The following is a 22,511-nucleotide window of genomic DNA, read 5'->3' as shown; positions in this document are numbered from 1 at the left end:
CCGCATCCGCGCGGCATGATCGGTATCGAGGACCTGCGCGTGAAGTTCGATCGTCACGCCGCCCACCCCCTGACACTGCCGCAGTAAATGCGTACACCTCGCCCCGGCGGCCGGATTGGTCCGCCGCAGGTCGCGGTGATCACGGTAGGGGCTCTGCCGCAGTAAATCCGGCATTTACTGCGGTAGTTGTGAATACGTCTCCGCGATCGAGTAACCGCCCGAATGCGTTTCTGCTGTGCGGACTTGAGGGGAGTGGACTGTCAGTGCCCGGGGCCAGCATGCTTACCTGGGTCATGCCCCAGATCCTCCGTCACGGGCAGGCACTCGGCGAGCAGGTCGACGACGTCGCGCCAGGCTCGCTGCGCGTGCTGTGGGTGGTAGCCGACGCCGGGGACAGTGGGGTGATCGACCGGCGGGTGGTGGAAGGCGTGCAAGGCGCCGCCGTAGACGGCGAGGCGCCAGTCGACGCCCGCGTCCTGCATCTCAGCGGTGAACGCGTTCCGTTGCGCGGGTGGCATGATCGGGTCTTCCGACCCGACCCCGGCCCACACCGGGCAGCGAATGCGCGCTGCCTCGCCCGGTCGGCCCGTGGTAGTTGCGTTGACTGTGCCGATCGCGCGCAGGTTGACGCCGTCGCGCCCGAGTTCCAGCCCGACGGCTCCCCCGGTGCCGTAGCCGACGGCGGCGATCCGGTCGGGGTCGGTCCGCGGTTCGGTGCGCAACACATCGAGCGCCGCATGGCCGATGCCTCGCATCCGGTCGGGATCAGCGAGCAGTGGCATGCAACGGGCCAGCATCTCTTCGGGGTCGCCCAAATAGCGCCCGCCATGAAGGTCGAAGGCCAGCGCTATATATCCCAGCTCGGCGAGAGCATCGGCCCGGCGGCGCTCGACGTCGCTGAGCCCCATGCCCTCTGGTCCGAGCAGCACCGCGGGCCGGCGGTCGACACCGGCCGGGAGCGCGAGGTGCCCGATCATCGTCAGACCGTCGGCCGGATACTCGACCGTACGCGTCGTAATCGTCGTCATGAGACTGGACTGTAGTGATCGTCGAGCCCGGACCGGCCGGTGTTCTGCCGCTGGCAGAGCAGCGCGGGCAGGACGGCGTCGACGCCGTGATCACACCAGGCACGCTGTGATCATTTCAGCCCGGATCCTCCTGTCGTGATGGCGCCCGTTTCCCTGGCCCATCGTCGGCTCCAGGCATCCAGCGGGCTCAGCGCCTCTACGAGGTCCTGACCGAGCTGGGTGAGGTGGTAGCCGTCTTCGTGCAGGGGGTGAGCAGGCTGGCGCCGGTCAGCTCGTCGAGCCGGGTGCTGAGCACGCTGGAAGACATGCGCTCGCATCGGCGCTGCAGTTCGCGGAAGCCTGCCGGCGCTTGACTCAGTTCCCACAGGACGCGCATCGTCCAGCGCCGCCCGAGTAGATCAAGTGCGGCCATGACGGGACGACCCGACGCGGACCCTCGTACCGGCATACCCGGCCGCGGTGTTCTGGCTCCCATGCCCACTCCTTGCGCTTCGGTTCTCGAAGCATCATGCGTCGGGTATACCGGCCCGCTCCCGTGAAGAGCGTCACCAGCTAGTCCCCTCACGGCTCAGGCAGCCCGGCCGAGACCGGCGGCGGTCAGGTCCTGCTCGCGCAGCGGGGTGAACTCGACGTCGAGTGTCGGGTCGTACGCCTCGGGCTGGATGCCGAGTTCGTGGGTGCTGTACTCGCCGAACCGGTTGATGTGTTCGGTCAGGTACGGCGAGATGTGCGCCAGGTCTTCCGGGTCGATCTCCCATCCCTCTTCCGGCAGCTGGCGGACGATCTCCGCGATGTCCAGGGCATTGTGGAAGATCACCGCGTTCGTGAGCAGGGCGTTGAACTTCATCGCCTTCTCCTGCTCGATGGGGCGTTGTCGGCAATGACACCGCGGTTGCCGAAGCCGATCCACTGGGAGAACCGGTTGAACGACTCGACCTTGTTAGTCGCCGCGGTCACCCGTCGGCGAAGCGGCGCGTCCGAGAGATAGCGCAGGAGCTGGACGGTGCGGATCACGCGACCGACCTCGCGGAAGGCTGCGTAGGCAGCGCTCATGCGGTTGTGGATGCCCGTACAGATCGAGGCGTTCACCTCGGTACGGATTTTCGAGGCCATCTTGTCGAAGGTCGAGAACCCCGGCAGCTCCAGCCCGGCCTCCACCACCTTCTCCAGCGCGATGTCAATGAGGTCCGCCGGGCGGTTCTTCGCCGCGGCCTCCTTGCGGATCGACTGCTCGACGATCCCGCGGGCCTTGGCCTGGTCGTACGTCACTCCGGCCTGCTTGCGGACCAGGCCCCGGTGGTGCTTGGCGGTCCGCTCCGCCCGGTACGCGCAGTCCGTGGCATCGGCCGCCCACTCCAGCTCACGCGACCAGGGGAGAAGAACAGATGCAGCTCATGCGTGGTGATCAGCCAACGACACTGAGCCGAATGGGTGACGGCCGGCGGGCACTCAGGGCTTCAAGATCATCCCGTTGCCCCTTTGGCGCGTATCCCGGTCACACCCCAGCAGGGAGAGGAATCGTCAAGACCCCTCCTTGAGCACCCGCGTGATCAGCTGCCGCTGCTCCTCCGTCAGCCGGGGATCCGCGCAGTACACGGTCCGGCCGTCGATGGTGATCTGGTAGCTGAAGCCGTCGGGCACCCCGATCGGGGGCGTGCCCCGGCCGCCGGCCGCGGCCCGTTCGGCCAGGGCATGCCACTCCTTGGCATCCGGCCGCGCGGCGGTGTCGACCTCCGCGTGCCGCTCGATGCCCGCGAAACCTCCCGTGCGCTTCACCTGGATACGCATGGGTCCTGTCTACCGCAGAGCGCGCCGCGCGGCACCCCTGCGCGGCCGGACGGCTACGACGTGGGCACGCCTACCTGCGACCACGCCTTCAGGACGGCCTCGCGCTGCTCGCCCTCGGGGGCCGCGGTGACCGTCAGCTTCGCGAAGTCCGCGAAGGAGGCGTCCTGGGCGAGCTGCCCGCCGGTCAGGACGTCGTACCAGATCTTCCCCGCGCGCTCCCAGGCGTGCCCGCCGAGCGACTCGGCGAGGAGGTAGAAGGCGTGGTTGGGGATGCCGGAGTTGATGTGCACGCCGCCGTTGTCGCGGCCCGTCTTGACGTAGTGCTCCATGTCCTTGGGCTGCGGGTCCTTGCCGAGCACGTCGTCGTCGTACGCGCTGCCCGGGTCCTTCATGGAGCGCAGTGCCTTGCCGGTGACGCGCGGGGCGAGCAGGCCCGCGCCGATCAGCCAGTCGGCCTCGGCGGCGGTCTGGCCGAGCGTGTACTGCTTGATCAGCGAGCCGAAGACGTCCGCCATGGACTCGTTGAGGGCGCCGGGCTGGCCGAAGTACGTGAGGTTCGCCGTGTACTGGACGACGCCGTGGGTCAGCTCGTGGCCGATCACGTCGACGGGGATGGTGAAGTCGAGGAAGATCTCGCCGTCACCGTCGCCGAACACCATCTGCTCGCCGTTCCAGAAGGCGTTCCCGTACTCCTCGCCGTAGTGCACGGTCGCGTTCAGCGGCAGGCCGTTGCCGTCGATGGAGTCGCGCTCGTAGCTCTTGAGGAACAGCTCGAAGGTGGCGCCGAGGCCGCTGTGGGCGCGGTTGACGGTCGCGTCCTTGCCGGGCTTGTCGCTCTCGCCGCGGACCTTGCGTCCGGGCAGCTCCGTCTTGTGCTTCGCGTCGTAGATGGTGCGGTAGGGCTTGCCCTCGACGGCGCCCTTGGGGGCGGCGACGGAGGGGGCGCCGACGACCGTGGTCAGGCGGCGCTGGGTGCGCTCGTAGGCGTCGCGCTGGAGTGTGCGGCGTGCGGCCCGGGCGAGCGCGGGGTCCGAGGACTGGGCGAGCCGGTCCAGGACGACGGGTGGCACGATCGTGCAGAAAACGGGCTCGAAACCCGTTGGGTTGGCGGTCATGGCGGCAATGTGGCACTGGGTCATGCCGCTGTCACTAGCTGCCACCATGATTGGTGAAAGAGGCGTATTCGGACCCTCAAGATCCTCTCCGGATGATATTCGGAGTCCTCCCTGAGTGACGTACGGCACTTTTCATCCGTTATGTCCCCCAGGTCCCGCATACTGATACGCGCCCGCGCAATCCGCGGACCTCGGCTAGGCTGCCCCGCATCATGCGTTTCGGGCTGCTTCTCCTTAGCTGCCGCGGCGAGGGCCTGTAGCAGGCCGACCCCCTCCCCGCGGAGTTCGGTGCTGTGCAAACCGTCGGCCGTCCTTCCGGACCTCCCGAGGAGCCCCGCACACGATGCCGAACTTCCAACGCCCCAGCTCCATGCCGATCCACAAATACGGCGCGTACGAGCAGGTGGACATCCCCGACCGCACCTGGCCCGACCGGCGCATCACGGTCGCGCCCCGCTGGCTGTCCACCGACCTGCGCGACGGCAACCAGGCACTCATCGACCCGATGTCGCCCGCCCGCAAGCGCGCGATGTTCGACCTGCTGGTCCGCATGGGCTACAAGGAGATCGAGGTCGGCTTCCCGTCCTCCGGCCAGACCGACTTCGACTTCGTACGCTCCATCGTCGAGGACGAGGACGCCATCCCGGACGACGTGACGATCTCCGTCCTCACGCAGGCGCGCGAGGAGCTGATCGAGCGCACCGTGGAGTCCCTGAAGGGCGCCAAGCGCGCGAACGTCCACCTGTACAACGCGACCGCGCCGGTCTGGCGCGAGGTCGTCTTCCGCGGCTCCCGCGACCAGGTCAAGCAGATCGCCGTCGACGGCACGCGCCTGGTCATGGAGTACGCCGAGAAGATCCTCGACCCGGCCACGGTGTTCGGCTACCAGTACAGCCCGGAGATCTTCACCGACACCGAGCTGGACTTCGCCCTCGAGGTCTGCGAAGGCGTCATGGACGTCTGGCAGCCCGACGCCGACCGCGAGATCATCCTCAACCTGCCCGCCACGGTGGAGCGTTCGACGCCCTCCACGCACGCGGACCGCTTCGAGTGGATGTCCCGGAACCTCTCCCGGCGGCAGCACGTCTGCCTGTCCATCCACCCGCACAACGACCGCGGCACCGCCGTCGCCGCCGCCGAACTCGCCGTGATGGCGGGCGGCGACCGCGTCGAGGGCTGCCTGTTCGGCCAGGGCGAGCGCACCGGCAACGTCGACCTGGTGGCCCTGGGCATGAACCTGTTCAGCCAGGGCATCGACCCGCAGATCGACTTCTCGGACATCGACGAGATCCGCCGCGTCTACGAGTACTGCACGCAGATGGAGGTCCCCCCGCGCCACCCCTACGCGGGCGACCTGGTCTACACCGCCTTCTCCGGCTCCCACCAGGACGCCATCAAGAAGGGCTTTGACGCGATGGAGGCCCGCGCCACCGCCGCGGGCAGGACCGTCGACGACATCGAGTGGGCCGTGCCGTACCTGCCCATCGACCCCAAGGACGTCGGCCGCTCCTACGAGGCCGTGATCCGCGTCAACTCCCAGTCCGGCAAGGGCGGCGTCGCGTACGTCCTGAAGAACGACCACAAGCTGGACCTGCCGCGGCGCATGCAGATCGAGTTCTCGAAGATCATCCAGGCGCGGACCGACGCCGAGGGCGGCGAGTTCACGCCGGACGCGATCTGGAGCGTCTTCCAGGACGAGTACCTGCCGAACCCGGACAGCCCCTGGGGCCGCATCCAGGTCAAGAACGGCCAGACGATCACGGACGTCGACGGCACCGACACGCTCTCCGCCGAGGCCACCGTCGACGGCGCCGACGTCGTCCTGACCGGCTCCGGCAACGGCCCGATCTCCGCGTTCTTCAACGCCCTGCAGTCCGTCGTCGGCATCGACGTGCGCCTGCTCGACTACCAGGAGCACACGATGAGCGAGGGCGCCTCCGCGCAGGCCGCCTCGTACATCGAGTGCGCCATCGGCGACCGCGTCCTGTGGGGCGTCGGCATCGACGCGAATACGACACGTGCGTCCATGAAGGCCGTCGTCTCCGCCGTCAACCGCGCGGCCCGCTGATCCTGCCCCGGACTCCCATCCGAGCGGAGACTTTGGCTGCGGCTCGCCCTGTGGTGTCTGCGCAGGTCACCCCGGCTGACCTGCTTTTCGGCCGGGGGTCCGGGGGTTGTCCCCCGGAAGAGCACAGCCCGGCCCTGTCCGTCCTGTTGGCGGGCGGGGCCGGCCCGCGTCCGGTGACTGGTCCAGGCCAGCAACCGGCCATCTCCCGTACGGGGTACTGACGCGGCATCATCGATGTGGCTAACATCACGCCAACGCGGCAGGGCTGCCGCGGCGTCATGGAGGTGCGTGGTGCTGCCAGATCGGGGACGAAAAGGCCGGGAATCCCGAATCTTCGGCAGAACCGCACCATTTGCCCGACGCGGCGTCCGTGCCCCGGGCCGCGGCGGGCCGCTCGCCCGCCTGCTGCACCACGGCCGCGGCGGCCGCCTGATCGGCACCCGCACCGCCTGGACCACCGTCTGCGACGGCGAGTTCTTCTGTCCCGGCTGCGGCGGGGACCGCAACTACCAACGGCGCACCGGCCGTCGCCGCTTCGTGTTCCTCGGCGTGCCGCTGCTCTCCCGCGGCGACACCGGTCCCGTCGTCGAATGCGCCGCCTGCCAGGACCACTTCGGCCTGGACGCGCTCGACCACCCCACGACCGTCCGGCTCTCCACGATGCTCCGCGACGCCGTGCACACCGTCGCCCTCGCCGTCCTGACCACCGGCGGCGGCGCCGCCCGCGCCGCCCTGGACGCCGCCGTCACCACCCTGCGCGGCGCCGGCTTCGACGACTGCACCGAGGAACGCCTCGCCGCCCTGATCGACGCGCTCGCCGCCGACACCGGCAGGATCGGCGCCCCGGACTGCGCGCCCGGCCTCGCCATCGAACTCCACGAGGCGCTCGGCCCGCTCGCCCCGCACCTCGCCCCCGCGGGCCGCGAGGCGCTGCTCCTGCAGGGCGCCCGGATCGCCCTCGCCGACGGGCCGTACACGCCCGCCGAGCGCGACGTGCTCGCCACCGCGGGCTGCGCGCTGACCATCGACCCCGACGACGTGGCACGCCTGCTCGTGGCGGCGACGCGGACGCCGCGCTGACGTCCGCGCACGGCCCCGCACGTCCGTACGCGCACGGTGCCCCGCCCGCGTACGGACTACTGCGCCCCGATACTCCCCGGGGAGTAGTCCGCGCCCCGAGCCACCCCCGGAGGTAACCCTCAACTCGCCCTCCGGCGCGACGAATAGCCCCTCCCGCGACGGAAGTCTGGAAGCCGTCAGACACCGTCACGGAGGGAGGCCCACCAATGGGGGCCGCATCAACGACCAAGCGCCGACGGCCACGTGCCGTGCCCTGGGTGCTGCTCGGCCTGTGGGTCGCCGTGCTCGCGCTCGCCGGGCCGTTCGCCGGGAAGCTCGGCGACGTACAGCGCGACCGGGCCGTGGACTATCTGCCCGCGAGTGCCGACTCCACGCAGGTCGCCAAGATCCAGGAGCAGCTGCCCGGCGGCGAGAGCACCGAGCTGGTGCTCGTCTACCACCGCGACGGCGGCCTGAGCGCCGCCGACCGGAAGACGGCCGACGAGCAAGTGGCGTCCGTGGACCGGCAGTTGAAGCTCGTCGCGACGCCCACGGGGGTGGCGTCGAAGGACGGTGCGACACTCATGTACCCGGTCGCCAGCACCGCGCCGGGCACGGACGAGGAGAAGCGGGACGTCTTCGTCAACGACGTGCGGGACGTGGTGAAGGCCCCCGACGGCGCAGACGGGTTGAGCGTGAACGTCGGCGGGTCCGGCGCGCTCGCCACCGACGCGAGCGAGGTCTACACGTCCCTGGACGGCCCGCTGCTCTACACCACGGTCGGCGTCGTCGCCATCCTGCTGATCCTCATCTACCGCAGCCCGCTCCTGTGGCTGGTGCCGCTCGCGGTCGCCGGAGTCGCCAACTACCTCTCCATGGGCGTTGCCTACGGCCTCAACCAGGCCTTCGACGTCTCGATCAGCGGCCAGAGCTCGGGCATCATGACGATCCTCGTCTTCGGCGCGGGCACGGACTACGCGCTGTTGATCGTCGCCCGCTACCGCGAGGAACTGCGCCGGATCGAGCGGCCGTACGACGCCATGCGCACCGCGCTGCGCGGCTGCGGGCCCGCCGTGCTCGCCTCCTCCGGCACCGTCGCCGCCGGCCTGTTCTGTCTGCTCGCCGCCGACCTCAACAGCAGCCGCGGGATGGGGCCGCTCGGCGCCGTGGGCGTGCTGTGTGCGCTGGTGGCGATGATGACGCTGCTGCCCGCGCTGCTCGTCCTCTTCGGGCGGCGGGTGTTCTGGCCGCTGGTGCCCGCGTTCGGCAGCGAACCGAAGAAGCGGAAGTCGCTGTTCCAGTCGATGGGTTCGTCCGCCGGGCGTCGCCCGCTCACCGTGCTCGCCTCGGGCGCGGTCCTGCTCGGAGCCCTGGCCCTGGGGGCGTTCGCCCTGCCCGGCCACCTCAAGCAGGAGGACTCCTTCACCAGCAAGCCCGACTCCATCGCCGCGATGGAGACGCTAGCCGCCGCCTACCCGGAACGCGGCACCCAGCCCATCAGCGTCATCGCGCCCACCGACCGCGCGGACCGCGCGCTCGCCGACGCCCGGGGCGTGCCGGGCGTCGACAGCGCGGAGCGCGGCCGGAGTTCGAAGCAGTGGACCGAGATCTCCGTCACCGCCAAGGCCGCGCCGCAGACGGCGGCGGAAACCGCCACCCTCGAGAGACTCCGCGACAAACTGGACCCGCAGGGCGCGTACGTCGGCGGGCCGAGCGCCGAACAGATCGACCTGGAGGACACCAACCGGCGTGACATGTGGGTCGTCGTACCGATCGTCCTCGCAGCGGTGCTCCTGATCCTCGTCGCCCTGCTGCGGGCGCTGATCGCCCCGCTGCTGCTGCTCCTCGCGGTCGTCGCGGTGTGGGGTGCCTCGCTGGGCATCGCGGGACTCGTCTTCGGGCCGGTCTTCGGCTTCGAGGGCACCGACCCGGGGCTCGGCCTGCTGTCCTTCTGCTTCCTCGTCGCCCTCGGCGTCGACTACGGCATCTTCCTCATGCACCGCATGCGCGAGGAGTGCCTGGCCGGGGTGGAGACGGGTCCCGCCGCGCTCACCGCGCTGCGCACCACGGGCGGCGTGATCGCCTCCGCGGGCCTGGTCCTCGCCGCGACGTTCGCCGTCCTCACCAACATGCCGCTGGTCCAGCTCGTCGAACTGGGCTTCGTCATCGCGGTCGGCGTGCTCCTGGACACCTTCCTGGTGCGCACGTACCTGGTGACCTCCGCGAGCCTGGCCCTCGGCCGGAAGGTGTGGTGGCCGGGACCGCTGTCGAAGGCGAAGACCCCGCCACCGGCACCGGAGTCCCGTACTCCGGAACTGGTCCGGGCCCCCTGACCCGGCGACCACCGACGCGGCACTGACCCGCGATCACCGACGCGGCGCTGATCCCGCGACCACCCAAGCGGCGCCCCTCCCTGTCGGAGGGGCGCCGCCGTACAGGAAGATGAGGGCCACGCATGGACGTACCCGCGACACGCGTACGAGAAGGGGGAGCCGACGACGTGCCGTACCCGCCGTCCGCCTCGCGCCCGTGGTGGCCGTTCTCCGGAGCCGTGCCGGGAACGCGGCGCGCCCTGCGGGAGGACGCGCTGCTCGCGGTGCTGCTCGCCGGACTCGCCACCGTGCTCGCCCACCTGATGAAGGACGGCCGGTCACCGGACGCGCTCGGCTGGACGCTCCTCCTCGGCGCCCACATCCCCATCGTCTGGCGCCGCAGCAGGCCGATGACGACGCTGCTCGCCACCATGGCCTTCGTCGGGCCGTACCACGCCCTGGACTACACGCACACCGCCGCGACCCACGTCGGCATGGTCGCCCTCTACTCCGTCGCCGTCTCCGGACGCCCCCGCCGCACGCTGCTGACCGGCCTCCACATCATCGGCGCCATCCTCGTCGTCAACGCGAGCGTCGGCGGGGACCCGGTCACCGAGATCGTGCGGATCATGGGCTGGATCGTCGCCGTGCTGATCTTCGGCACCTATGTGCGCGTCCACCGGCAGTACGTCGCCTCGGCCCTGGAACGCGCCGAGCGCGCCGAGCGCACCCGCGAGGAGGAGGCGCGGCGGCGGGTCGCGGAGGAGCGCCTCCGGGTCGCCCGCGACCTGCACGACCTGCTCGCGCACAGCATCACCCTGGTCGGCGTGCAGACCTCGGTCGCCGCGCACGTCCTCGCCGCCGACCCCGAACGCCTGGACCGCGCGGCCATCGCGGGCGCGCTCGACGACATAGCCGAGACCTGCCGCACCGCGCGGGGCGAGCTGCGGGCGACGCTGGAGGTGCTGCGGTCCTCCGGCGCGGACGGGCCGGGCGGCCCGGGCGCCGCCGACGAGTCCCGCGGCCCCCTCCCCGGCCTCGGCGGCCTCGGCGACCTCGCGGACGCGGCGCGCACGGCGGGCGCGAAGGTCGACCTCGCGGTGCGCACCCCGGACCGCACGGTGCCGCCCGCGGTCGGCGCCGCCGCGTACCGCATCGTGCAGGAGGCCCTCACCAACGCGGTACGCCACGGCGGGCCCGGCCTGAGTGTCGCCGTGCGGATAGGGGAGGCGGACGGGGAGCTGCGGGTGACGGTGCGGGACGACGGGGTGGGGGTGTCCTCGGGGGCGGCGCTGGTTCCGGCGGGGGCGGGGCGGGCGGCGTCGGCCTCTGTTTCGGCCTCGGCTCCCGCCGGGAAGGCGGCCGGGGACGCGCCCGGCTTCGGGCTCATCGGGATGCGGGAGCGGGCCCGCAGCGTGGGCGGAACGGTGGAGGCGGGACCCAGGGCGGACGGCGCCCCGGGCTTCGAGGTGGCCGCGGTGCTGCCGCTGGAACGGGGGGACGGGTGAGCCCGGTGCACCAGGAGGACAGGGCGATACGGGTGCTGCTCGCCGACGACCAGGCGCTCGTGCGGGCGGCCTTCGCCATGCTCGTGGAGTCCGCGCGGGACATGGAGGTCGTCGCGCAGGCCGGGACCGGGCGCGAGGCGGTCGACCTGGCCCGCACCGAGCGCGCCGACCTCGTCGTCATGGACATCCGCATGCCCGACCTCGACGGCATCGAGGCCACCCGCCTGATCGCCGCCGACGAGGACCTGGCCGGCGTGAAGGTCCTGATGCTCACCACGTACGACACCGACGAGCACGTCGTCGAGGCGCTGCGCGCCGGGGCGTCCGGCTTCCTGGTCAAGGACACCAGGCCCGCCGACCTGCTCGACGCGATCCGCACCGTCGCCGCGGGCGAGTCGCTCCTCTCGCCGGGCCCCACCGCGTGCCTCATCGCCCGCGTGCTGCGCCAGCCCGCCACCCCGGAGGCCGAGGGGCCCGCGCCCTCCTCGCTCGGCGCCCTCTCCGACCGCGAGCGGCAGGTCCTCACCCTGGTCGCGCGGGGCCTGAACAACACCGAGGTGGCCGAGGCGCTCGGGCTCAGCCCGCTCACCGCGAAGACACACGTCAGCCGGATCATGGGGAAGCTGGGGGCGCGGGACCGGGCCCAGCTGGTGATCCTGGGCTATGAATCGGGCCTGGTGACACCCGGCCTGACGCCCTGACGGGAGCTCGCGGACGGCACCCCGGCGGGCTCCCTCGAATGCGCGGCCGTCACTCAGGTGCGTCAACACAGCGTCAACTCTGTCGCGACGCAGGGGTATTGTCGTACCGCCCGAGGCGCATTAGCTTCACGCGGGACGTCCTACGTCCCACGTCCCGCCGTGAGGAGCCGTATGAGCCGCACGAGCCGTATGAGCCACCTGAGCCGTATGACCCGCGCGATCCGCAGCAGACGTCCCTCAGTCCCGGTACGCCACCGCTTCGCCGCCGGTGCCGTGGCCCTGGCCGCCGCGGCCGGGCTCACCGCACTCGCCGGCCTCGGCGGTCCGCCCGCCGCCGCCTCCGCCGGGGGCCGCGCGCCCGGCTGCTCCAGCTCCGTGCCGTACACCGCCGACACCTACGGCTACGACACCTTCCGCATCCCCGCCGTCGTCCGCACCGACCGCGGCACGCTGCTCGCCTTCGCCGAGGGGCGGCGCGCCAGCGACTCCGACACCGGCAACATCGACGTCGTCCTGCGGCGCTCCACCGACGGCGGCTGCACCTGGGGGCCGCTCGCCGTGGTCGCCGCGGGCAAGGGCGACACCCGGGGCAACCCGGCGCCCGTCGTCGACCCCAGGACCGGCCGCGTCGTCCTGCTCACCTCCTACAACAGCGGTGCCGTCACCGAGGGGCAGATCATGCGCGGCGAGGTCACGGCCGCGCAGAGCCGCCGCGTCTTCGTGCAGAGCAGCCGGGACGACGGCCGCACCTTCTCCGTGCCGCGCGAGATCACGTCCGCCGTGAAGCGGCCCCAATGGCGGTGGTACGCGACGGGGCCCGGGCACGCCGTCGCGCTCACCCGCGGGCGGCACGCCGGGCGGCTCGTCGTGCCCGCCAACCACTCGGCCGCGCCCGCGCCCGGCTCCTCCGACAACGGGCAGGAGCCCAAGTACTACGGCGGGCACGCCCTCTACAGCGACGACCACGGGCAGTCCTGGCGGATCGGGTTCGTGGACGACTCCTACGACGGGGTGCACAACTCCAACGAGTCCAGTGCCGCGCAGCTTCCCGACGGCCGCCTGTACTTCAGCTCCCGTGACCAGCACGGTGTCGCCGTCGGCAACCGGCTCGACTCCTACTCCTCCGACGGCGGGCGCACCCTCGACCGGCCCTACGCCGTTCAGCCCACCCTCAACGACGTTCCCGTCGTGCAGGCGAGCGTCCTCCACACGAGCGGCTGGGGCGGCTCCCTCCTCTTCTCCGGCCCCTCCGTCCCCACCGCCCGCCAGGCCATGTCCCTCTGGCGCAGCCGCGACACGGGCCTCACCTTCACCAAGCTCCTGACCCTGTCCCAGGACCGGGCCGGCTACTCGGACCTCGTCCAGGTGGGCCCCCGGGCGATCGGCCTCCTGTACGAGACGGGGGTCACGGGGACGTACGAACGGGTGGTGTGGCGACGGGTGGTGGTGTAGCGAGTACGGGCCACGGCGAAAGGACCCAGCGAGTCCTTGGAAATCGCTTGCCGCACGGGCGTTGACTTCCGTACCGGCCGGTACGGATGATCGCGCGCATGGCGACGACGCGCGCACCGCTGCCCCGCTTCCCCCACGGCTTCCTGTGGGGAGTGTCCACATCGGCCCACCAGATCGAGGGCTCCGCCGACGAGCGCGGGCCCTCGGTGTGGGACGCGTTCACGGCCCTGCCCGGCAACGTCAAGGACGGCACGACGGCCGCCGTGGCCTGCGACCACGTGCGCCGCTACCGCGAGGACGTGGCGCTGATCCGCGACCTGGGCGTGGGCGCGTACCGCTTCTCGGTCTCCTGGCCGCGGGTGCTGCCGCGGGGCACCGGCGAGGTCAGCGAGCGCGGCCTGGACTTCTACGACCGGCTCGTCGACGAGCTGTGCGCGGCGGGGGTGCGGCCCGTGCCGACCCTCTTCCACTGGGACACCCCGCTCGCGGTCGAAGAGGCGGGCGGCTGGCTGCGGCGGGACACCGCCAAGCGCTTCGCCGAGTACGCCGCCGTCGTCGCGGCCCGCATCGGTGACCGCGTACCGAAGTGGATCACCCTCAACGAGCCCGCCGAGCACGCCCTGCTCGGCCACGCCCTCGGGCAGCACGCCCCCGGCAGGCAGCTCCTGTTCGACGCGCTGCCGGCCGCCCACCACCAGCTCCTGGCCCACGGGCTCGCGGTGGCGGCGCTGCGCGCGGCGGGCGCGGACGACATCGGCATCGCGAACTCGCACGGCCCGACCTGGCCCGCATCGGACGCCGCCGAGGACCGCGAGGCGGCGGACCTCTACGACGTGCTCCTGAACCGGATGTTCTCCGATCCCCTGATCACGGGCCGCTACCCGGAAGTGATCGCGGAGCTGCTCGGCGCCGAAGTCCCGGACCTGGACGCCGACTTGAAGCTGATCGGGCAGCCGCTCGACTGGTACGGCATCAACTTCTACCAGCCGACGAAGGTGGGCGCCCCGCGGCCGGACGCCACCGTCACCGAGTTCTCGGGACTCGCCCTGCCACCCGAACTCCCCTTCTCCCCCAGGGAAATCGAGGGCCGCCCCACGACGGACTTCGGCTGGCCGGTGGTCCCCGAGTCCCTGACGGAACTCCTCCTGACCTTCCGCGACCGCTACGGCGACCGCCTCCCACCCCTGGTCATCACCGAGAACGGCTGCTCGTACGAGGGCCTGGACGACCAGGAACGCATCGACTACCTGGACGGCCACCTGCGGGCGCTGCACCGGGCGCTGGAGGCCGGGGTCGACGTGCGCGGCTACTTCGTGTGGTCCCTCCTGGACAACTTCGAGTGGGCGGAGGGCTACCGGCAGCGCTTCGGCCTCGTCCACGTCGACTACGCCACGCAGCGGCGCACGCCGAAGGCGTCGTACGAGTGGCTGCGCAAGGAGCTGCGGGCGGCCCGGGGGTGAGCCGCGGTGTCCCGCGGGCTACGGGCGCGGGCGCCCTCGCGGAGCCGTCCGAGCGGGTCGGCCGCGGCTGGATCTCGGCGCTCTCCCTCGCCAACGGGGCGATCTGGGTGGGCTGGTACGGGCCGCTGCAGATCCTGCTCGCCGTGCAGGCCGAGGACCTGGCACCGTCCGGCACGTCCAAGGAGACGGTGCTCGCGTGGGTGACGGGTGTCGGCGCGGTCGTGTCGGTGGTCGCGAACCCGCTGTTCGGCGCGGTGTCGGACCGCACGACGGCGCGGTGGGGGCGGCGCAGCCCGTGGATAGTGGCGGGCGCGACGGGCGGCGCGGCATCCTTGCTGCTGCTGTCCGCCGCGGACTCGGTGTGGTGGATGGCGGCGGGCTGGTGCCTGGTCCAGCTCACCCTGAACGCGGCGTTCGCGGCGGTCACGGCGGCGGTCCCGGACCGGGTGCCGCGGCTCCAGCGGGGCTCGGTCGGCGGCTGGCTCGGGGCGGCGCAGCTGCTCGGCGTGGTGGGCGGGACGGGGCTCGCGACGCTGGCGGGCGGCACGGTGGGCGGGTACGCGGCGTGCGCGGTGTTCACGCTGGTGGGCGTCCTGCCGTACGTCGTACGCCACCGGGATCTGCGGCTCGACCCGGCCGACCGGCCGCCCTGGGACCGGCGGGCCTTCTGGGCCGGCTTCTGGCTGAGCCCGCGCCGCCACCCCGACCTCGGCTGGGCCTGGCTGACCCGCTTCCTGATCAACCTCAGCAATTCCCTGGTGCTGCTGTACCTCCTGTACTACCTGCGGGACCGCCTCGACCACCCGGATCCCGAGGAGGGCGTACTGATCCTGACCGCCGTGAACGGCCTGACCCTGCTCGCGACGGTGGTCGTGGGTGGCGCCTGGTCGGACCGGGTGGGCCGCAGGAAGCCGTTCGTGCTGGGGTCCGGGGTGCTCATGGCCGGGGCGACGGCACTGCTCTCCGTCTGGCAGACCTGGCCCGGGGCGATCGTCGCGGCGGCGGTGCTCGGCGTCGGCTTCGGCGTGTTCACGTCCGTGGACTTCGCCCTGATGACGGACGTCCTCCCCGCGGCCCGCGACCGCGGCAAGGACCTCGGCGTCATCAACATCGCCAACTCCCTGCCCCAGGTGGCGGCCCCCGCCCTGGCCGCGCCGATCGTGACGCATCTGGGCGGGTACCGGGTGCTGTACGGGGTGGCGGCGGGGGTCGGCTTGGCGGGGGCGGTGTTGGTGGGGAGGGTTCGGGGGGTGGAGTAGGCGGGGGCCTCGCGGGTGCGCCCCGGTCCCGCCCCTTCCCGAAACTGAGGGCTCCGCCCCCAGACCCCCGCTCCTCAAACGCCGGAGGGGCTAGAACTTTCGCCGGTGCGGCTGAGTTTTAGCCCGTCCGGCGATTGAGGACGAGCCGCGAAGCGGCGATCAGCGGGGGTCCAGGGGGCGGCAGCCCCCGGTTGCGGGAAGGGGCGGGACCGGGGCGCCCCGCGAAGGCTCAGAAGCCCAGCTTGCGGAGCTGGCGGGGGTCCCGCTGCCAGTCTTTGGCCACCTTGACGTGGAGGTCGAGGTAGACCGGCGTGCCGAGGAGGGCCTCGATGTGCTTGCGGGACTTGATTCCGACGTCCTTGAGCCGCTTCCCCTTGGGACCGATGATGATCCCCTTCTGGCTGGGCCGCTCGATGTAGACGAAGGCGTGGATGTCGAGCAGCGGCTTGTCGGCGGGCCGGTCCTCCCGGGGCAGCATCTCCTCGACGACCACGGCGATGGAGTGCGGAAGCTCGTCCCGTACGCCTTCGAGCGCGGCCTCGCGGATCAGCTCCGCGACCATGACCTGCTCGGGCTCGTCCGTGAGGTCACCCTCGGGATACAGCGCGGGCCCCTCCGGCAGGAGCGGCACCAGCAGATCCGCGAGCAGGCCGACCTGCTTCTCGCCGACCGCCGAGACGGGCACGATCTCGGCCCACTCGAAGCCCAGCTCCTTGCCGAGCTGGTCGACGGCGATGAGCTGCTCGGCGAGCGTCTTGCCGTCCACGAGGTCCGTCTTCGTGACGATCGCGACCTTCGGCGTCTTCTTGATCGACGCCAGCTCCTTGGCGATGAACCGGTCGCCGGGCCCGAGCTTCTCGTTCGCGGGCAGGCAGAACCCGATGACGTCGACCTCGGCCCAGGTGGTCCGGACGACGTCGTTCAGCCGCTCGCCGAGCAGCGTGCGCGGCTTGTGGAGCCCCGGGGTGTCCACCAGGATCAGCTGGGCGTCGGGCCGGTGCACAATGCCGCGCACGGTGTGCCGGGTCGTCTGCGGCCGGTTCGAGGTGATCGCCACCTTCTTGCCGACCAGAGCGTTCGTAAGGGTGGACTTGCCCGCGTTGGGGCGGCCGACGAAGCAGGCGAAACCGGCGCGGTGGACGGCCTGCTCGGAGGGCTGGGGTGACTGGGTACGCACGCTCATGGGGCCCATTGTCCCCGATGTTTTCGGGCGCGGGCGCCTTGGGCGGTGGTCCCGGGTGAGGGCTGCGCCCCCTCGCCCCCGCTTTTCGGCGCTCCGCGCCTCGCCCTCAAACGCCGGGCGGGCTCTTTCCCCCACCCACCCGCCCTTCTCCTGGGGCTCCGCACCGGCACCTCTTTTAGCCCGTCCGGCGTTTGAGGACGAGCCGCGGAGCGGCGATACGGGGGTCCAGGGGGCGGAGCCCCCTGGTTACGGGAAGGGGTGGGACTGGGGCGCCCCGCGAGGGATCAGCCCGCCGCGGCCGTCAGGCGTACCGCCCCGTCCGCCCCCGCGAGGAACACCGGTGTACCGGCCCCGCCGAGATCCCGCACCGCCGCCAGATCCTCCGCGCGAAGCGCCTCCTCGGCGGACACGACCGCCGCCGCCTCCAGCGACTCCGCCCCGGACGCCACGGCCATCGCGACGGCCGTGCGCAGCGCGGACAACCGGAGCGAGTCGAGGGCGACCGTCCCGGCGACGTACGTACGTCCCGTCTCGTCCCGCACCGCCGCCCCCTCCGGCACGCCGTTGCGGGCGCGGGCCGAGCGGGCAAGGGTGACGATCTTCTGGTCCTCGGCGGCGAGGTCGGTGCGCTCAGTCATGGCACGAGCATAAGGAGCCGTGCCCGGCGCTCACCCGGCCACCCGGTACATCGCCCCGCGCCGCGCCTCCGGCGACGCGAGCCACGCCAGCTTCGCCGCGGTGTCGGCCAGCGGCAGCGGGGTGTGCAGCACGACGGTCAGGTCGGGCCGCGCGGGCACCTTCAGGGAGGTCGACTCCACGTGCAGGATGCCCACGAGCGGGTGGTCGAGCTCCTTGTGGACCTGGCCCGCGGGCCGGATGTCCTGGCGCTCCCACAGCAAGGTGAACTCCTCGCCCGTGTCGTGCAGCCGGGCGAGCAGCTCCTGGAAGCCCTCGTCCTCGGGGTGCTCGGAGCAGGCCGCGCGGAGCTGCGCGACGAGCGTCTCCGCGTTCTGCTCCCAACTCATGCTGCGCGAGCGGTACATGGGGTCGGTGAAGAAGTCGAGGAGGCAGTTCTGGGTGATCTCGGGGCGCATGCCGAGGACCGTCGCGGCCGCGTCGTTGTAGACGACGCAGTTGTAGTAGCGGTCCATGATGTGGGCCGGGTACGGCATCCACGTGTCGATGAGCCGCCGCAGGCCCTCGCACATGTCCGCGGTGCCCTCCTCGGCCCGCGGCACGGGCGGGTTGAGTCCCGCGAGCATGTACAGGTGGCGGCGCTCGGTGCCGGACAGCTTCAGGACCCGGGCCACGGCGTCCAGGACCTGCGGGGACACGGAGATGTCCCGGCCCTGCTCCAGCCACTGGTACCAGGACGCCCCCACGCCCGCGAGGACCGCGACCTCTTCGCGACGCAGCCCCGGGGTGCGGCGGCGGCCGCCCTCCGGAAGGCCCGCCTCCGCCGGGCTCACCCGGGCCCGGCGGCTCATCAGGAAGTCCCGCAGCTCGCTGCGGCGACGCGCCTTCGCCCCGTCGGCCCGCTCCTCGACCTGGCCGGCCACCGCTCCCCCTGTCATCCGTACGCGGTCCGCACGATGCGTACGCGGTTCATGCGTACGCGGTCGTCGTACCTGGTGTTCGCACCACCAGCATAAGTTCCCGCTCCCCACGGCTATTCCGGCCGACGGACGCTGTCGACCATGGCGATAGACACTTCCGCTCCCTCCCCGACCGCCGCTTCCTCCCCGGCCGCCGCCGAGGCCCCGACCCACGCTGACGCCGCGAAGGCCGCCGCTGCCGCCGGGCCGCCGCCCCGGCTCTCCCGCCGCGACCGGCTCATCCTCTTCGTCCTCTGCGCCGCGCAGTTCATGGTCGCGCTCGACTTCTCCGTACTGAACGTGGCGCTGCCCGTGCTCGGTTCGGATCTCGGCATGAGCCATGCCGCGCTGCAGTGGGCGGTCACCGCCTTCGCGCTGCCGTCCGGTGGCTTCCTGCTGCTCTTCGGCCGCTTCGGCGACCTCTTCGGGCGGCGCAGGCTGTTCCTCGCCGGGCTCGCGCTGTTCGGGGCGGCCTCGCTGCTCGCCACCCTCGCCTGGGACCCGGCGTCGTTCCTCGCCGGGCGGGCGCTGCAGGGCGTGGGTGCGGCGGCGATCGTACCGACCGGCATGTCCCTGCTCACCACGACCTTCCCCGAAGGTCCGCAGCGGGACCGCGCGCTCGGCATCTCCGGCACGCTGCTCTCCCTCGGCTTCACCGTCGGCATGGTGCTCGGCGGTGTCCTCACCGACACCCTCGGCTGGCGCTCCACCATGGGCCTGCTCACGCTCTTCGCCCTGATCGTGCTGCCCCTGGCCCCCGGCCTGCTGCCCGAGTCCCGCACCCCGGACCGTCCCCGGCTCGACGTCCCCGGCGCCGTCACCGTCACCGGCGGGCTGCTCGCCCTGATCTACGCCCTGTCCACCGCCGCCGAGCGCGGCTTCGGCGGCGCCGACGTGCTCGTCACGCTCGTCGCCGGTATCGCCCTGCTCCTCGCCTTCGGCTACGTCGAGTCGCGGGCCGCGGCTCCGCTGGTGTCGCTGCCGATGCTGCGGCGCCGCACGGTGGCGTGGGGGAACCTGGGCGGCCTGGTCACGTTCTCGATGATGTCGACGGTCGTCTTCGTCCTCACCCTCTACCTCCAGGACGTCCTCGGTCTCTCCGCCTTCCAGACCGGTCTCGTCTTCGGCGTGCAGGGCGTCCTGTCGGTCGTCGCGGGCATGTACGCCCCGAAGGTCATCGGCCGCTTCGGGCCGCGCCGCACGCTGGTCGGGTCGCTGCTCGGGCAGGGCGTGTTCGTGGCGTCTCTGGTCGCCGTGGGCGAGGGGGCCTGGTCGGTGTGGCTGGCAACGGCCGCCGTCTCGGTGGCCAGCATGTTCCACCTCGGTGCGATCGTCTCGTACGGGGTCACTGTCACGTCGGGCGTCCCCGACACGGAACAGGGGCTGGCCACCGGCCTGGTGACGTCCACCCAGCAGGTCGGCATCACCATCGGCATCCCGCTGCTCGGCATCCTCGCCACCACGACGGAGGACGTTCTTGCCGGTACGCGTACCGTCCTCATCCTGGACGCGGGAATCGTCCTCGCCGCGGCGGTATTGGTGGCCGTCGGCCTCCGCCGGAGGCTCTGACCGCCGCTTCGCGGCGGACGGGTTCCCCCACCCACCCGGCCGGTGCGGCCGTCTCGCGAGTGCGGACCTCGTCCTGGCCCGCCGCCGCCACCCCTGGGGCACCCGGAGCCATCCGCTCGCCCTGAAAGGGCGGGCGGGTGGGGGAAAACCGCCCGCCGAAGGCGGGCGGTCACGGCGGCCCAGGCCCACGGTCAGGAAACACACGGGGTCACCGCACAAGGCCTACGGCCAGGAACTTCAGGGGCGGGACAAGCGTAGGCGTACCGCTCGGGGCAAGCCCGCGACCACCAAGTCGTAGGAGTCCTCGACGAGTTCGCGGATCTGGTGGTCGGGGAGGGTGCCGGAGACGGTCACGGTGTTCCAGTGGCGTTTGTTCATGTGCCACCCCGGCACGATCTCGGGGTGCGCGGCCCGCAACTGCACGGCGATGTCGGGCTCGCACTTCAGGTTCACGGTGAGCGGCTCGGCGTCCAGCCGGCTCAGCGCGAACATCTTCCCGGCCACCTTGAAGACCGACGCCTCGGGCCCGAAGGGGAATTCCTCGGCCGCGTCGTTGAAGGAGAGGCACAGCTCCCGCAGTTCCTGGGGCATCATCGCAAGTCCCGTTCCCTTTCCCCCGCTCCGCCGGAGGCCCCCGGCAGCACCGGCTCCACGAGGACCGTCACGATCTTGTTGCGCCGCCCGGCCGCCGACTCGGCGGTGAGCTTCAGCGCCCGCCCGTCGGGCAGGTCGACCACCGCCGAGGCCCCGGCGATCGGCACCCGTCCGAGCGCCTTGGCGAGCAGCCCGCCGACGGTCTCGACGTCCTCGTCGTCGTAGGCCTCGAGGCCGTACAGCTCGCCGAGGTCGCCGATGTCGAGGCGGGCGGTGACGCGGTGGCAGCCGCCCTCCAGCTCCTCGACGGGCGGCAGCTCACGGTCGTACTCGTCGGTGATCTCGCCGACGATCTCCTCGAGGATGTCCTCGATGGTGACGATGCCGGCCGTGCCGCCGTACTCGTCGATGACGACGGCGACGTGGTTGCGCTCCTGCTGCATCTCCCGCAGCAGATCCCCCGCGTTCTTCGTGTCCGGCACGAACGTCGCGGGCCGCATCGCCGTCGACACCAGCTCGTTCTCGGAGTCGCGGTTGATGTGCGTCTTGCGGACGAGGTCCTTCAAGTACACGATCCCGACGACGTCGTCGTCGCTCTCGCCCGTCACGGGGATGCGGGAGAAACCCGAGCGGAGGGCGAGCGTCAGGGCCTGGCGGATGGTCTTGAAGCGTTCGATGGAGACCAAGTCGGTGCGCGGGACCATGACTTCGCGTACGAGGGTGTCGCCGAGCTCGAAGACGGAGTGCACCATGCGGCGCTCCTCGTCCTCGATGAGGGATTCCTTCTCCGCGAGGTCGACCATCGCGCGCAGTTCGGCCTCGGACGCGAACGGGCCGCGCCGGAAGCCCTTGCCGGGCGTGAGCGCGTTGCCGATGAGGATGAGCAGCGGCGGGATGGGGCCCATGACGCGGGCCAGCGGCAGCAGGATGTACGCCGCGGCCGTCGCCGTGTTCAGCGGGTGCTGGCGGCCGATGGTGCGCGGGGACACCCCGACGGCGACATAGCTGACGAGCACCATCACGCCGATGGCGACGGCGAGCGCCTCCCACGTCACATCGATGGCCTTCAAGCAGGCGTACGTCACCAGAGCCGCGGCCGCCATCTCGCACGCCACCCGCACGAGCAGCGCCACGTTCAGATAGCGGACGGGGTCGGCGGCGACCTGCGCGAGCTTCGCGCTGCCGCGCCGCCCGGAGCGCACCGCCTCCTCGGCCCGGAAGCTGGAGACGCGGGCGAGGCCGGCCTCGGCGCACGCGGCGAGCCAGGCCACCACGATCAGGGCGACCGCGCCGGCGATGAGCTGGACGGACATGGGCCTAGGAGACGGTGGGCGCCGGGGACGGGCCGGTCAGGCCCTGCTCCGCGCGCCAGCCGTCGACGATGGCCGCCTGCAGGCCGAACATCTCGGCCTTCTCGTCCGGCTCCTCGTGGTCGTACCCGAGCAGGTGCAGCACTCCGTGAACGGTCAGGAGCTGGAGCTCCTCGTTCATGGAGTGCTGCGTCGGGGCTTCCTGGCCCTGCTTGAGCGCCACCTCGGGGCAGAGCACGATGTCCCCGAGGAGGCCCTGCGGGGGCTCGTCGTCGTCCTTCATGGGCGGGCGCAGCTCGTCCATCGGGAAGGACATGACATCCGTGGGGCCCGGCAGGTCCATCCACTGGATGTGGAGCTGCTCCATGGCGCCGGCGTCCACGACGATCACCGAGAGCTCGGAGAGCGGGTGGATCCGCATCCGCGCGAGGGCGTAGCGGGCGATGTCGAGGATCGCCTGCTCGTCGACCTCGGTTCCGGATTCGTTGTTGACGTCGATCGACATGGTGC

At 71.8% G+C, this 22,511-nt stretch carries 18 protein-coding genes and 2 pseudogenes; 9 read left to right on the top strand and 11 right to left on the bottom strand.

Features of this window, described 5'->3' with window-relative positions; all coding sequences use genetic code 11:
• Nucleotides 1-260 precede the first annotated feature (260 nt).
• The 5 genes and pseudogenes from AC0KTA_RS25470 to AC0KTA_RS25450 form a co-directional block, all read right to left on the bottom strand.
• Nucleotides 261-1,028, bottom strand: coding sequence for a dienelactone hydrolase family protein (locus tag AC0KTA_RS25470; protein WP_481050541.1), 768 nt, complete (start codon nt 1,026-1,028; stop codon nt 261-263).
• A 110-nt stretch (nt 1,029-1,138) separates the two neighbouring features.
• Nucleotides 1,139-1,503: pseudogene (locus AC0KTA_RS25465) on the bottom strand (winged helix-turn-helix transcriptional regulator).
• A gap of 93 nt (nt 1,504-1,596) precedes the next feature.
• Nucleotides 1,597-2,387, bottom strand: a pseudogene (locus AC0KTA_RS25460) (Tn3 family transposase).
• A 162-nt stretch (nt 2,388-2,549) separates the two neighbouring features.
• Nucleotides 2,550-2,816, bottom strand: a complete 267-nt coding sequence (locus tag AC0KTA_RS25455; RefSeq protein ID WP_481050540.1) for a protealysin inhibitor emfourin — start codon at nt 2,814-2,816, stop codon at nt 2,550-2,552.
• 53 nt (nt 2,817-2,869) lie between these two features.
• Entirely contained in the window at nt 2,870-3,931 is a 1,062-nt protein-coding gene (locus AC0KTA_RS25450; protein ID WP_481050539.1) for a M4 family metallopeptidase, read from the bottom strand.
• A 343-nt stretch (nt 3,932-4,274) separates the two neighbouring features.
• On the opposite strand from AC0KTA_RS25450, the gene leuA reads away from it, so the two are divergent.
• The 8 genes from leuA to AC0KTA_RS25410 all read left to right on the top strand — a co-directional run bounded on the left by leuA (nt 4,275) and on the right by AC0KTA_RS25410 (nt 15,750).
• On the top strand, nt 4,275-5,999 hold the full coding sequence (gene leuA, locus AC0KTA_RS25445; RefSeq protein WP_481050538.1) for a 2-isopropylmalate synthase: 1,725 nt from the start codon (nt 4,275-4,277) through the stop codon (nt 5,997-5,999).
• 402 nt (nt 6,000-6,401) lie between these two features.
• Nucleotides 6,402-7,079, top strand: a complete 678-nt coding sequence (locus AC0KTA_RS25440; protein WP_481056554.1) for a TerB family tellurite resistance protein — start codon at nt 6,402-6,404, stop codon at nt 7,077-7,079.
• A gap of 206 nt (nt 7,080-7,285) precedes the next feature.
• Nucleotides 7,286-9,391, top strand: a complete 2,106-nt coding sequence (locus AC0KTA_RS25435; protein ID WP_481050537.1) for an MMPL family transporter — start codon at nt 7,286-7,288, stop codon at nt 9,389-9,391.
• A gap of 122 nt (nt 9,392-9,513) precedes the next feature.
• On the top strand, nt 9,514-10,878 hold the full coding sequence (locus AC0KTA_RS25430) for a sensor histidine kinase (protein WP_481050536.1): 1,365 nt from the start codon (nt 9,514-9,516) through the stop codon (nt 10,876-10,878).
• Nucleotides 10,875-11,579 carry a response regulator transcription factor gene (locus AC0KTA_RS25425; RefSeq protein ID WP_481050535.1) on the top strand — a complete coding sequence of 235 codons (705 nt, stop codon included), beginning with the start codon at nt 10,875-10,877 and terminating at the stop codon, nt 11,577-11,579. The genes AC0KTA_RS25430 and AC0KTA_RS25425 overlap by 4 nt, the downstream gene beginning before the upstream one ends.
• A 171-nt stretch (nt 11,580-11,750) precedes the next feature.
• Nucleotides 11,751-13,031 (top strand): sialidase family protein, encoded by a 1,281-nt coding sequence (locus AC0KTA_RS25420; RefSeq protein WP_481050534.1) that lies wholly within the window; start codon nt 11,751-11,753, stop codon nt 13,029-13,031.
• Nucleotides 13,032-13,117: 86 nt separating this feature from the next.
• Nucleotides 13,118-14,491 (top strand): GH1 family beta-glucosidase, encoded by a 1,374-nt coding sequence (locus AC0KTA_RS25415; RefSeq protein ID WP_481050533.1) that lies wholly within the window; start codon nt 13,118-13,120, stop codon nt 14,489-14,491.
• Entirely contained in the window at nt 14,488-15,750 is a 1,263-nt protein-coding gene (locus tag AC0KTA_RS25410) for an MFS transporter (RefSeq protein ID WP_481056553.1), read from the top strand. The genes AC0KTA_RS25415 and AC0KTA_RS25410 overlap by 4 nt, the downstream gene beginning before the upstream one ends.
• A gap of 229 nt (nt 15,751-15,979) precedes the next feature.
• On the opposite strand, the gene era is transcribed toward AC0KTA_RS25410, so the two are convergent.
• The 3 genes from era to AC0KTA_RS25395 all read right to left on the bottom strand — a co-directional run bounded on the left by era (nt 15,980) and on the right by AC0KTA_RS25395 (nt 18,507).
• Complete coding sequence (gene era, locus AC0KTA_RS25405) at nt 15,980-16,942, bottom strand: GTPase Era (RefSeq protein ID WP_481050532.1); 963 nt, start codon at nt 16,940-16,942, stop codon at nt 15,980-15,982.
• Nucleotides 16,943-17,217: 275 nt separating this feature from the next.
• A complete protein-coding gene (locus AC0KTA_RS25400; RefSeq protein WP_189729738.1) occupies nt 17,218-17,571 on the bottom strand; it encodes a cytidine deaminase in 354 nt (117 codons plus the stop codon).
• Nucleotides 17,572-17,601: 30 nt separating this feature from the next.
• Complete coding sequence (locus AC0KTA_RS25395) at nt 17,602-18,507, bottom strand: helix-turn-helix transcriptional regulator (RefSeq protein ID WP_481050531.1); 906 nt, start codon at nt 18,505-18,507, stop codon at nt 17,602-17,604.
• Between the two features lie 123 nt (nt 18,508-18,630).
• On the opposite strand from AC0KTA_RS25395, the gene AC0KTA_RS25390 reads away from it, so the two are divergent.
• On the top strand, nt 18,631-20,097 hold the full coding sequence (locus tag AC0KTA_RS25390) for an MFS transporter (protein WP_481050530.1): 1,467 nt from the start codon (nt 18,631-18,633) through the stop codon (nt 20,095-20,097).
• A 237-nt stretch (nt 20,098-20,334) separates the two neighbouring features.
• On the opposite strand, the gene AC0KTA_RS25385 is transcribed toward AC0KTA_RS25390, so the two are convergent.
• The 3 genes from AC0KTA_RS25385 to ybeY are packed head-to-tail and all read right to left on the bottom strand — an operon-like array spanning nt 20,335 to nt 22,506.
• A complete protein-coding gene (locus AC0KTA_RS25385; RefSeq protein WP_481050529.1) occupies nt 20,335-20,691 on the bottom strand; it encodes an MmcQ/YjbR family DNA-binding protein in 357 nt (118 codons plus the stop codon).
• Nucleotides 20,688-22,004, bottom strand: coding sequence for a hemolysin family protein (locus AC0KTA_RS25380; RefSeq protein WP_481050528.1), 1,317 nt, complete (start codon nt 22,002-22,004; stop codon nt 20,688-20,690). The genes AC0KTA_RS25385 and AC0KTA_RS25380 overlap by 4 nt, the downstream gene beginning before the upstream one ends.
• Before the next feature lie 4 nt (nt 22,005-22,008).
• Nucleotides 22,009-22,506, bottom strand: coding sequence for an rRNA maturation RNase YbeY (ybeY, locus tag AC0KTA_RS25375; protein ID WP_164325182.1), 498 nt, complete (start codon nt 22,504-22,506; stop codon nt 22,009-22,011).
• Nucleotides 22,507-22,511 lie beyond the last annotated feature (5 nt).

Source organism: Streptomyces sp. Y309, assembly GCF_056712025.1.
This window is presented reverse-complemented; position numbering and strand designations above follow the sequence as displayed.